This window comes from Chishuiella changwenlii (genome assembly GCF_900142565.1).
Lineage (GTDB): Bacteria > Bacteroidota > Bacteroidia > Flavobacteriales > Weeksellaceae > Empedobacter > Empedobacter changwenlii.
In genome coordinates, this window is record NZ_FRBH01000006.1 from 50636 (window position 1) to 63434 (window position 12799).

Annotated in this window: 11 protein-coding genes; 8 read left to right on the forward strand and 3 right to left on the reverse strand. The window is 29.6% G+C overall.

The genetic code is table 11. The features are described from left to right. The first annotated feature begins 8 nt into the window (after window positions 1–8). The 5 genes from odhB to BUA86_RS08120 all read left to right on the forward strand — a co-directional run bounded on the left by odhB (window position 9) and on the right by BUA86_RS08120 (window position 4710). Window positions 9–1247: a 2-oxoglutarate dehydrogenase complex dihydrolipoyllysine-residue succinyltransferase gene (gene odhB, locus BUA86_RS08100; protein WP_072931574.1), complete on the forward strand. Its 1239-nt coding sequence runs from the start codon at window positions 9–11 to the stop codon at window positions 1245–1247. A gap of 141 nt (window positions 1248–1388) precedes the next feature. Next, window positions 1389–2054, forward strand: coding sequence for a hypothetical protein (locus BUA86_RS08105; RefSeq protein WP_143147275.1), 666 nt, complete (start codon window positions 1389–1391; stop codon window positions 2052–2054). A 178-nt stretch (window positions 2055–2232) separates the two neighbouring features. After that, complete coding sequence (locus BUA86_RS08110) at window positions 2233–3129, forward strand: hypothetical protein (protein ID WP_072931578.1); 897 nt, start codon at window positions 2233–2235, stop codon at window positions 3127–3129. Window positions 3130–3233: 104 nt separating this feature from the next. Beyond that, window positions 3234–4058, forward strand: coding sequence for a hypothetical protein (locus BUA86_RS08115; protein WP_072931580.1), 825 nt, complete (start codon window positions 3234–3236; stop codon window positions 4056–4058). Between the two features lie 28 nt (window positions 4059–4086). After that, a complete protein-coding gene (locus BUA86_RS08120) occupies window positions 4087–4710 on the forward strand; it encodes an SGNH/GDSL hydrolase family protein (RefSeq protein ID WP_072931581.1) in 624 nt (207 codons plus the stop codon). Window positions 4711–4883: 173 nt separating this feature from the next. On the opposite strand, the gene BUA86_RS08125 is transcribed toward BUA86_RS08120, so the two are convergent. Further along, on the reverse strand, window positions 4884–5720 hold the full coding sequence (locus BUA86_RS08125) for a glycoside hydrolase family 25 protein (protein WP_072931584.1): 837 nt from the start codon (window positions 5718–5720) through the stop codon (window positions 4884–4886). 88 nt (window positions 5721–5808) lie between these two features. Here BUA86_RS08125 and menA point away from each other — a divergent pair, with 88 nt between their 5' ends. Continuing rightward, complete coding sequence (gene menA / locus BUA86_RS08130) at window positions 5809–6735, forward strand: 1,4-dihydroxy-2-naphthoate octaprenyltransferase (RefSeq protein WP_072931586.1); 927 nt, start codon at window positions 5809–5811, stop codon at window positions 6733–6735. A 14-nt stretch (window positions 6736–6749) separates the two neighbouring features. Continuing rightward, on the forward strand, window positions 6750–7430 hold the full coding sequence (locus BUA86_RS08135) for a metal-dependent hydrolase (RefSeq protein WP_072931588.1): 681 nt from the start codon (window positions 6750–6752) through the stop codon (window positions 7428–7430). Between the two features lie 90 nt (window positions 7431–7520). On the opposite strand, the gene BUA86_RS08140 is transcribed toward BUA86_RS08135, so the two are convergent. Both BUA86_RS08140 and BUA86_RS08145 read right to left on the reverse strand, forming a co-directional pair. Continuing rightward, window positions 7521–8690, reverse strand: coding sequence for a PepSY-associated TM helix domain-containing protein (locus BUA86_RS08140; RefSeq protein WP_229731796.1), 1170 nt, complete (start codon window positions 8688–8690; stop codon window positions 7521–7523). A 7-nt stretch (window positions 8691–8697) separates the two neighbouring features. Next, window positions 8698–10836: a TonB-dependent receptor gene (locus BUA86_RS08145; RefSeq protein ID WP_072931590.1), complete on the reverse strand. Its 2139-nt coding sequence runs from the start codon at window positions 10834–10836 to the stop codon at window positions 8698–8700. A 235-nt stretch (window positions 10837–11071) separates the two neighbouring features. Here BUA86_RS08145 and BUA86_RS08150 point away from each other — a divergent pair, with 235 nt between their 5' ends. After that, the gene (locus tag BUA86_RS08150; protein WP_072931592.1) at window positions 11072–12703 is read left to right on the forward strand and encodes an ABC-F family ATP-binding cassette domain-containing protein; all 1632 of its coding nucleotides are present in this window, start codon (window positions 11072–11074) and stop codon (window positions 12701–12703) included. Window positions 12704–12799: the final 96 nt, after the last annotated feature.

Below are 12799 nucleotides of genomic sequence, written 5' to 3' on the forward strand. Positions count from 1 at the left end.
TAAAGCTAATAGATATGTTAGAAATGAAAGTCCCATCACCAGGGGAATCAATCACAGAAGTTGAGATCGCTACTTGGTTAGTAAAAGACGGTGATTACGTAGAAAAAGACCAAGCTATCGCAGAGGTAGACTCAGATAAAGCAACATTAGAATTACCAGCTGAAGAAAGCGGTATCATTACATTAAAAGCAGAAGAAGGTGATGTAGTGGAAGTAGGACAAGTAGTTTGTCTTATTGATACATCAGCAGCTAAACCAGAAGGAGGAAGTGCTCCTGCTGCAGAAGCTCCTAAAGCAGAAGTAAAAGAAGAGCCTAAGAAAGAAGAAGCTCCTAAAGCTGCTGCTGCTCCAGCTCCGACTGCAACTTATGCTACAGGTACTCCATCTCCAGCGGCTAAAAAAGTATTAGACGAAAAAGGAGTTGATGCTTCTCAAGTAGTTGGTTCTGGTCGTGACGGTCGTATCACACAAGAAGATGCAGTACGTTTTACTCCAGCAATGGGTACAGCTCCAGTTTCTGGAAACCGTGCTCAATCTGAGAAAAAAATGTCAGTATTACGTCGTAAAATTGCACAACGTTTAGTTTCTGTTAAGAACGAAACAGCAATGTTAACTACTTTTAATGAAGTTGATATGTCTGCAATCTTTGCTTTACGTAACGAATATAAAGATGCTTTTAAAGCGAAACACGGAGTAGGATTAGGATTTATGTCTTTCTTTACAAAAGCTGTTACGCGTGCATTAGAATTATACCCAGATGTAAACTCTATGATTGATGGAGATTACCAAGTAAAATTCGATTTCCAAGATATTTCTGTTGCAGTATCTGGACCAAAAGGTTTAATGGTTCCAGTTTTACGTAACGCAGAAAATTTAAGTTTCCGTGGTGTTGAGCAATCTATTAAAGATTTAGCTATCAAAGTACGTGACGGAAAAATTTCTGTTGATGAAATGACAGGAGGTACATTTACAATTACTAATGGTGGTGTATTTGGGTCTATGATGTCTACACCAATCATCAACCCACCACAATCTGGTATCTTAGGAATGCACAATATCGTTGAGCGTCCAGTTGTTAAAAACGGACAAATTGTTATTGCTCCAATGATGTATGTTGCATTATCTTACGATCACCGTGTGATTGACGGACGTGAGTCTGTAGGATTCTTAGTTGCCGTAAAAGAAGCTGTTGAAGATCCATTAAATTTATTAATGGGTGGAGATGCTAAACGTGCTTTAGAATTATAATAAGAATACGATTCTAACAAATCCATAAATATAAAAGCCATTCGAAAGAATGGCTTTTTTTGTGTAAAAAAGATAACTATTTAAATAACAATTAATATTATTTCTATTTAATACTTTTGCCTTGTTTTAAGAAAGAAATTTATGAATAAAATTTTACTTACATTTTTGTGCTTAATGTCATTATCAAATTTAAAAGCACAACAAATAGAATTTGGACCAACTATAGGGTACCGTTTTAATAATATTGTAGATAGAGAAGTCGGTGAAAGACGAAGAGCAGTTATTGGAGATGCTCTTTGGGATGTTGAATATGGTTTCCAAGCTGTTTATAATTTTAGAAAACCAAGTGAGGTGATGAATTATAGATTGACAGCATTTTATAATAATCAACAAAAAGGTTCTAGAAGTGAATATGATTCTAGTAAACAAATAAAAATTAATACTGATGGTTTTGGGTTAATGTTTGGTGTAGCAAGAGAGGTCACTACAAATTGGATTTTAACAATGAATATAGGTATTGGAATTAATAAAATGGATACTAAAAATTATTATAATGATGAAGCTCCACAATTCTATTATTTTCATAAATTAAGTTATGATATAGTACCTAAAGAAAGTGAAGTTGCTTTCTTATATCAAATAGGAGTAGAACGTGTTATTATCCAAAATAAACTTTTAGCTTTTGTAGATTTTCATGGAGATGCAGGAATTTCTAAAATGAATTCAAGTATAGGAAAATACGGTAATCAAGGTCTTGGTTTTGGACTAGAACTGCGTTATTTAGTAGACTTATCAAAAAAAGAATAATTTTATCACATAATTATAATTTAGCCATTCGAAAGAATGGCTTTTTTTGTGCTTTACATTTTAAGTAATGAGTAATGAGTAACGAGTAATGAGTGGAAAATTTTATAAATTTTTCTATTTTGTATTATTAACGATATTAAAGTAAATTGCTTAAATAAATTTTTTCATTAGAAACTTTATGAAAACCACTACAATAAAAAATATTATTCATAACAATAGAACAGATATTGCTTTTGTTATAGGAAACGGAATAAACCGTTATCCTAATAATCCAAATGCGTTGTCTTGGGAAGATTTACTAATTGAATTATGGCACCAAGTTTCTTTACATACTCTTTCTATTCGGCCAGAAGGAATTTCCACAACCGAGTTTTATGATATATTAGAATTAGAAAATGTAAAGGATTTAAATTTACAGAAAAAAGTAACAAATTTATTGACAGATTGGGAACCTCTTACTCATCATCAATTAATAACAGAAAAAATAGCTGATCTTAATGCTCCACTATTAACGACTAATTTTGAAGATACAATGTCAAAAACCATAAATTGTGAATTATTCAAGATAGATGATACTTCGTTTACAGATTTCTATCCATGGTCAACTTATCATGGTTTAGAAAAGCTCGAATCTCCTATTAGTGGTTTTGGAATATGGTACATCAATGGAATGATTAATTATCATAGAAGTATTCGACTTGGTTTAGGTCATTACATGGGAAGTGTGGAACGTGCCAGAAATCTTATTCACAGAGGAAAAGATGGAAGATTGTATAGTGGGAAAAATGCTGAACTTTGGAATGGTTATAAGACTTGGCTTCATATTATTTTCAATAAGTCTTTGTTTATTTTCGGATTAGATTTAGGAGAAAATGAAACTTTCTTGCGATGGTTATTAATTGAACGATTTAGATATTTTAAGAAGTTTCCAAACAGAAAACACAAAGGTTGGTATCTGTATAAAAGAAATGAAAAGCCTATTTCTCAAGGTAAAAAGTTCTTTTTAGAGAGAGTTGGCTTCGAAGTAATAGATGTTGAAGAATACGAAGATCTATATGTGAAAATTTGGGAATAGAAGATAGGGTTTAATTAGATTATAAAATTATAATTTAGTTATTCGCCATAACGACTTTTATAGTTTTGAATTTTAAATTAATTTTGCGCCTTATTAATTTTCCTATGAAAAAACTTTTATTATTTATTCCATTTTTAATTTTTTCTTGTACTGATGATGATAGTAATTCAAATAAAGAAAATAATTTACCAACTTCAATTCATGTAAAATATTTATTTGAAAATAATTTTTATATCATAGTTCCTGGAGAAAACAATCAACTGAAGTTATCTTATAAAGATGGTAAATTGAATAGATTTGAAGGAGGAGGTTTTGCAGATCCTTACAGTGCAAACTATACATTTATTTTTAATAAATTAACTGAGTTCACTTATTCTAGCAATAATATTTTGAGAAAATCTAGAAATAATTTAAGAAATTACGAGTATCCTACACAGACTAATTTTATAATGAATGGTAATATTGTTATCAGTTCTGTAGAAGATAGTATTAATAATGAAAGTGGTATAAAAAAATATCAAAAGTATACTTATCATAATAATCAACTAGCTAAAATTTTAACTTACAATAAATATCCTGAAAAGCAAACTTATGAAAAAGAGGGGATAGAAAGGTTGTTCTATTTTAATTCTGTTGGAAATTTGGATAGTATAGTAAAACAAAATGTGGTCGTTGATAATGATTTGAATACTTATGAAGTTTCATCAAGATTAAAAAATAAATCTGTAAAAATTTTAGAAGATTATGACAATTCATCAAATCCATTTAAACAATTATTCTTATTAGATGAATTTTTTGATAGATCATTATCAAAAAATAACTTTACAAAAGTCACAATAAAAGAATATGTAGATAATAAGTTAGAAAGTACATATTATTATAAACTAGATTATCACTATATTAATAGTAAAGTTGATTTAAAAAAATAACTATAATAATATTTAATAAGAAGAAATAATGACAAACTGTTTATTTTTTGGCGATAGTATTACGTACGGTGAATACGATGGTATTTTGGGCGGATATGTAGATTTTTTAAAAAGATTTTGTCATACAGAATACTACACAAATAATGCAGAAGAAGTAAATTGTTTTAACTTAGGAATAGGAGGTGAGACAACTTTTGGATTATTAAATAGATTTACCACAGAAATTGAAGCACGTTTATCTCCCGATAATAATTTGGTTTTTCTTTTTTATGGAGCCAATGATTTAGCGATAAAAGATAATCAAGAATTGGTTTCTTTAAATGATTTTGAAGCTAATTTGCAATTGACTGTAAAGAAAGCAAAAGTATACACGGATAAAGTTTATTTAATAAGTATTATTCCAATTTCTAAACAAATAGATGGCGTAATTGTACCATCTGGAAAATTTAGATCAACTGGAAAGATAGAGTTGTTTAATCAATCAATAGAGAAAATAGCAAAAGAAGAAAAAGTAAATTTCTTGGATGTTTATACTCTTTTCAAAGAAGATAAAGAAAGTTTACTTTCTAAAGATGGAGTTCATCCAAATGAAGTTGGTTACAAATTAATAGCAGAATATATAAAGCCAATTGTAAGAGAGTATTTGTTTTAATAGACTTAGGACATAAGATTTAAAGACTTAAAAGTTTATTATGGTTTTTTATGTAAAAACAAAACCTAATTATACAAAGAACTTATAACGTTTCGAAAGACTCAACGCGATAAGAATAGATAACATTATTTAAATAACCTAAACACTTTACAACATAAAAAACATAACAACTTTTACAAAGTAATTCCTTGCAAATCGTCTATAGTACCATTGTAGATGTTAACATCAACTTTATTGGTTTTAATTCCTTCTATAGTTGCTTTCTCTGTGAATTGCCAAAAATCCCAATGACCTTTCATTTTTTCTGTCCAGAAATTATAATTCGCAATCCAAATGTAGTGTTCCTTAAAATGCTCGTTTAAATAATCTTCAAAATATTTGTCAGACGTATAAATAATCGGTTTTACATTGTAATGTTCTTCTACAATTCTACACCAATTTTTAATTCCTTCAATTAACCTTTCCATAGATTGTGTTCTTGGCAAAGTTTCAATATCCAAAACGGGAGGTAAGTCACCACTTTCTAAATGTACTTGCTTAATGAAATTTTGAGCTTGTAAGGTCGAGTTTTCATCTGGTCGATAAAAATGATAAGCACCACGTAAAATATTATTTTCTTTAGCACCTTTCCAATTCTCTTCAAAAGTTTCGTCAATAGAAGAAGTTCCCATTGTTGAACGTATAAAAGCAAAATTTATAGGATAAAGCTGATAAATCGTGTGCATCTTGTTCCAATCTATTTCGCCTTGATAATGCGAAACATCAATACCAAAAGTTTTTAAATAATAATTATCCATCACCTCAATATTTCGAATATCATATTTGGTGACCTTATCATCTGCAATTTTTTCTCCCTTAAATGTCTTTTCTATAATAGTCATGTAATAATGAATTCCATGTCTGTATCTGTAAGCAAAATAAAGAAGACATAAAATAAGAAAACCAATAAAATAAGTAGATAAACTAATTTGTTTATAGAGAGGAGTTCCTCTATGTTTTTTACGTGACATTTTTGGCAGATGAAATAGATATTACTTATACAATATTAGTACAAAAATCAATGATAGAAAAAAGAAATCTTCATTATATTTGTTCATTATGAAAAAATGGATTTTAGCCGCAAGGCTTCGCACATTACCACTTTCTTTAAGTGGATTATTATTGGCAGGATTTATAGCCAAATCAGAAGGGATTTTCCGCAACGATATATTTTTCTTATCACTTCTTACAACATTAGCTTTTCAGATATTATCAAACTTTGCTAATGATTATGGAGATGCAGTAAAAGGAACAGATGCCAATAGAATTGGAGAACAAAGAGCTGTAGCCTCTGGTCTAATTACAAAAGGACAAATGAAAACTGCAATTGCGATTATGGTTATCATTTCTATTATTTGTGTATGTGCATTATTGTATGTCTCATTTTATCCAGATAATTTAAATTACATTTATATATTCTTTGGTTTAGGTGTTGCTTCTATTTTAGCTGCTATGGCTTATACAATGGGAAAAAAGCCTTACGGTTATATTGGGTTAGGAGATGTTTTTGTATTCTTATTTTTCGGGATTTTAGCTGTAACAGGAGGAGAGTTTTTATATTCGAAATCTTTTCAGTGGGAAATTTTATTACCAGCAGCTTCTATGGGATTTTGGAGCGTAGCTGTTCTAAATTTAAACAATATGCGAGATGTTGAAAATGATATTAAGAATAATAAAATTACAGTCGCTTCAAGATTAGGTTTTCAGAGAAGTAAATATTACCAAATGACTTTAATGACATTGCCTTTTGTTTTTAGTGCTTTGTACGTAACAATGTCTCCATTAAAATCTGGTAAAATATCTGGTTTTGTATTTTTGGTTTTAATCTTTTTTGCAAATGCTATTCGTCGTCAAATATTTGCAGTTAAAAATCCAAAAGATTTTGATCCGTTTCTTAAACAAGTAGCTATGTTAGCTTTATTCTTTGCAGTTTTGTTAGGATATAGCTTAATTGGTTTTGAATTTATCGATACATTAATTCGTTAATTAAATAATACAATATGAAAATACAATATTTAGGGCACGCTTCTTTAGCAATTGAAGCGAATGGAAAACATATTATTGTTGATCCATTTATTACACCAAATGAATTAGCTAAGCATATAGATTTTAATCAACTAAAAGCAGATTACATTGTTGTTACACATGCACATCAAGATCATGTATATGATGTTGAAGCTTTAGCAAAATTAACTGATGCAACGATTATTTCTAATGCAGAAATAGCAGGATATTATGCAGTAAAAGGATTAAAAGCACATGGAATGAACACTGGAGGAAAGTTTTCTTTTGAGTTTGGATCTATTCAATCTACAATCGCTTTTCACTCAAGTTCATTTGCTGATGGTACTTACGGTGGAGATCCAAATGGATATATTATAGAAAGTGAAGGTAAACGTGTTTACATTGCTGGTGATACAGCATTAACATACGAAATGAAATTAATTCCTGATACAATAGGACAGTTAGATTTAGCTATTTTACCAATTGGAGATAACTACACAATGGGAGCTAAGAGTGCTTCTATTGCTGCGGAATATGTTCAGGCAACAAAAGTTTTAGGGTATCATTATGATACTTTTCCTCCAATTAAAATTGATAAAGCAGAAGCGAAATCTATTTTCTTTTCTCGCCACATTCAATTAGTTTTATTAGATATCGGAGAAGATATAACAGTTTAAGAATAGAGCAGATAAATCAATATAAAAAGCTATTTTCAATTTGAAAATAGCTTTTTTCTTTTATAAAATTTAATATTATAGTTTTATTATTTAGATAATAATTTTTTTCTTCTTCTTTTTTGGACGTTTATTCCACCAAACAATAGCTCCTGTAACAGGAAGTGAAGCACAAATAAAAGAAACAATAAAAGCTAAAATTTTTGTAGGATATCCCCAAATGCCACCAGTATGTAAATCATAATTCATATCTGCTATTTGGTTTCCCAAATTTTGATCTTTGCTTGATTTTAAATTAGTCAATTCTCCAGAAGACTTATCAAAATAATACCATTTAAAGACACTTGTTTTCCCTTTTTCTAATCTTACTTGTACATCTTGTTCTTTTTCCTCTTCATCTCTTAATCTTATAGACATCATATCCGCAGTTGGATGTTTAGAAAGAGCATATGTTAAAGATTGATTGAGAATATTAGATGGTTGCAAAATAATTTTATCTGAAGATTGAACTGAATTATTATTTTTTGAAGAAATACTAACTGTATTAAAAAATTGAATGGTTGATTTTTTTAAACCAGGAAAAGCAAAAATTAAACCCGTATAGGCAATTATTAATGCTAATAAGAATGTCTGAAATCCTAAAACATTATGTAAATCATATACTAAACGCTTCCATTTTACACTAAAATCTACCCAAATAGCTTTCTTCACTAATTTCTTTTTCCATTTCTTTGGCCACCATAATACAACTCCACTAATTGTGAGAATCATAAATAATATTGTTGATACAGATACGATTGTTTTACCAACCTTGCTTCCTAATAATAGTGTTTGATGTAATTGTAATAAAACTTGGAAAAACTCATATTTAGTATTTTCTACAAACTGTACTTTTCCATTGTAAGGATTTATAAATACACGTTTATAATAAACAGTATACTCATTGTAGAGTATTTTACTTTTATCTGTTTTATTTGCCCTAAATACCCATGTTCTATTTTTTGCAGGATATAAATCTACACGAGTTATCTTTTCATTTTTAGGAAGATGATTATTAGCAATAGTAATAAGTTCTGTTAAAGGTAATGCCTGCATACTTGCAGGCATTACTCTATCTTGGATAGAATATCTTTCTGGATAAATTGTAGTTTTTAAATCATCATAAAACACATAAATGCATCCTGTAACGCTTATAATAAATATAATTAAGCCAATAATTAAGCCTAACCATTTATGTAACCAAAGAACAGATTTTTTAATCATCTTGTTTTTAAAACTTATAATTTACAGTAAACGTAGCTGTTGTTCCAACTCCTCTTACATAATTAGCTACATTAGCGCTGTATTGACTTGCTACAGTATAATATGTAGTATTAAATAGGTTGTCAATACCTAAACTAATACCCCAATTTTGGTTAAGCTGATAATTTCCTGAAAGGTTAAACAAATTAATTGTTTTTACAGGAGCTTCTCCCGAAAGATATACACCATTATTGTTTGGACTAAAATGATTACGGTCTCCTGTCATTAACCAATTTAAAGCTAAGTTAAGGTTTCTATTTGGTGAAAAGCGCAAGTATGCAGTAGCTTTTGGTGGTGCAACTCTCGCTCCACTTAAATATTTTTTGCTACCATCAGTTTTTTCAGATTTACCTTCAACATGTGCATAAGTAGCTCCTGCTTTCCATTCTCTAGAAATATTTGCATCTAATGTCAATTCAAATCCATAAGTACGTTCTGGAGCTCTTTCTGGTCGTAGCAATCCATTACTATTCTCCACTAAACTAACACCATCACTAGAAGTACTAATGAAATAAGCAGCCGTAAAGTTCAACATTTTGTAACGAGAAGAAAAACCAACTTCATAATTATTGGTTAATATTGGTTTTGTATTTACATTAGTTAATGTACTTTCTTCTGCCGAACGAACAATTCTACCTAATTCATTAATAGAAAAACCTTGAGTAAAACTTACGAAAGGATTAAAGAGATCAAATTTTGTATAACGTAATCCTGCATTGAAGGTAGTTCCTTTGTAAGGAAATTTACCTCCTTCAACATCTATCGATCCCTCTCCGTTTGGACCATCTGCGATTGTTCTGAAATCTTTTATTTTTACTTGAGCATTTTCGTAACGAAGTCCTCCTTTTAAAACTAAATCTTGAAATAAATCTAATTTTAATTGAGCGTATGGTGCAAAACTTGTCATATTCATTTTCGGAATATAAACTCGTCCATCTGTTAAATCTTGATAAGTAACATCGTTTAATAAGTCTAAACCATATGTAACTTCTCCTGGAATGTTTCCTAAAGAAAATGGAGTATTAAAGTTTAAACGAATTCCTTTTTTATTTGAGTTTATTTTTGTTTGACCCGGTCCATACCATGCAGTTGCTGATTGAACATATCTATTCATTGAACGGAATGAATTAAGATAAAATGAAGCGTCAAATTGAGTTTTACCAAAAATAGCATTGTTATTATAACGAACAATTAAATTATGATTAAATGGTGTTCCTGTGGCTTTACCAGGATCTTCTCCCTTTACTCCAATTGTAGGAGACACACCAAATACACCATTTTTACTTATGTATTTTGAGTGTTGTGTGCTATTGTAGAAATTATACATTACACTTACAAAAGATTCATCATTGATTTGATAATTCAATTTAGTATAAACATTATTCTGATATGAATTGGATGTACCATCTGTTTGTCCAAGTACTAATCCTTCTCCATCTCTTTGTAATCCAGTATAATCAATAGATCCACCAACCATGTATGAAAATTTATTACTATTTCCTGAAAGAAATTGAGAAACTCTATATCCAAAAGTTTCTTTACTGTTATAAGGGTTTACTCTCAATCCAACAGAAGTCTGTCCAGAAATAGGGTTTTTGTTAAAATTCTTTTTTGTGATATAATTAATAATACCACCACCAGAACCGTTTCCATAAATAGATGTAGCACCTTTAATAACTTCTATACGCTCTATAACACTTGGATCAATGGTACGTATGTCACGAGAACCATTCATAAGTGGTGTTGATTGTGGTATTCCATCAATCAAAACTAAAATAGCACGCCCACGTAAAGTTTGTCCTGCATTGTTTGATTTATTGTTACTAACACTAAGCCCTGGAACTAAATTTCCGATAATTTGGGAGATGTCAGCAGTAAACTCTAATTGTTCTTGAATTTGTTTTTGAGAGATTACAGTTACCGAAGAAGGAATTTGATTAATGTTTTCAGATTTTCTACCTGCTGTAACAATTACTTCATCTACTGATATCACCTCATTTGGATTAGTAGGGATAGTATCTGTTATTTGAGCATATGTCGAAACGCTAAAAAATAAACTTAAGAATAGGAATGGTTTTGTAGGAATTTTAAAAAAATGTTTTTTCATTTTTATTTAGAATAAATAAACGCAAAAGTATTATTTTCTTTTACTCTCAAAAAGTAATGAGAGTTAATTAACATAAAGTTTTTTTTTATCATCGTTAAATTCTGAGTTCAAGATTTTGTTGCTCAAATTTTTAGAATGATTTTTATAAGTTACAATTCTTGCGAATAAAATTTATTAAGACTATAAGAAACTTCATGTATTCAAGTATCTTTGCCAAAATTATTTCGAAAAATTTATGATTACAGTTAATGATATTGCCGTTCAATTTGGTTCATCTACTTTATTTAGTGGTGTAAGCTTTGTGGTAAACGAGAATGACAAAATTGCCTTAATGGGTAAAAATGGAGCAGGAAAATCTACTTTGCTAAAAATTGTAGCTGGTATTAATAAACCATCTCAAGGAAATATTTCTGCACCAAAAGAAGCCGTTATTGCTTATCTGCCACAGCATTTGTTAACAGAAGATAATTGTACAGTTAGAGAAGAAACATCAAAAGCATTTGATGAATACTTATCAATGAAAAGAGAAATTGATGATATTAACGAGCAATTAACTGTAAGAACTGATTACGAAAGTGATGAGTACATGAAATTAATTGAACGTGTTTCGGAAGTAAGTGAAAAATTTTATTCGATAGAAGAAGTTAATTACGAAGCAGAAGTAGAAAAAGTATTAAAAGGAATTGGTTTTGCCCAAGAAGATTTAGATCGTTCTACTTCAGAATTTTCTGGAGGGTGGAGAATGAGAATAGAATTGGCTAAAATATTATTACGTCAACCAGATTTAATTTTATTAGATGAGCCTACAAACCACTTAGATATAGAATCTATACAATGGTTAGAAGATTTCTTAAAAAACCAAGCCAAAGCTGTAATGGTTATCTCTCACGATAGAGCATTTGTAGATAATATTACCAATCGTACGATAGAAGTTACAATGGGACGTATTTACGATTATAAAGCAAAATATACTGATTATTTAGTTTTACGTCAAGATCGTAGAATTCATCAGCAAAAAGCGTATGATGAGCAACAAAAATTTATAGCAGAAAACAAAACATTTATAGAACGTTTTCGAGGAACATTTTCTAAGACAGAACAAGTTCAGTCGCGTGTTAGAATGCTAGAAAAACTAGATATTATAGAAGTTGATGAGGTTGATACTTCTGCATTAAAATTAAAATTCCCTCCAGCAGCTCGTTCGGGTCAATATCCGGTTATTGTAGAAAATCTAACAAAAAAATATGGAGATCATATTGTGTTTGATAATGCGAATATGGTAATTGAAAGAGGACAAAAAGTTGCATTAGTTGGTAAGAATGGAGAAGGAAAATCTACGATGATAAAAGCAATTATGAACGAAATAGATTTTCAAGGAAAATTAGAAATTGGTCATAATGTACAAATAGGATATTTTGCTCAAAATCAAGCATCTTTATTAGATGAAGACTTAACAATTTTTGAAACTGTAGATCGAATTGCAGAAGGAGATATTAGAACGCAGATAAAAAGTATTTTAGGCGCTTTTATGTTCAAAGGCGATGATATCGATAAAAAAGTAAAGGTACTTTCTGGAGGAGAGAAAACGCGTTTGGCAATGGTAAAACTTTTATTAGAACCATTTAATGTTCTAATTTTAGATGAGCCTACAAACCATCTTGATATGAAAACAAAAGACATCATTAAAGATGCTTTAAATGAATTTGAAGGAACAGTTATTTTAGTTTCTCACGATCGAGATTTCTTAGATGGATTAGCTGAAAAGGTTTTCGAATTTGGAAATAAACGAGTAAAAGAACATTTCGAAGATATAAAAGGTTTCTTAGAACAAAAGAAAATGGAATCTCTAAAAGAAATTGAAAAATAAATAATTTTTTTAAGAAATTATTTAAACTTTTTATAATGTCTACAATCTTAATTAATTCATAGTTTGTCGAAAAATAATGAATTTAAACAACTTAAT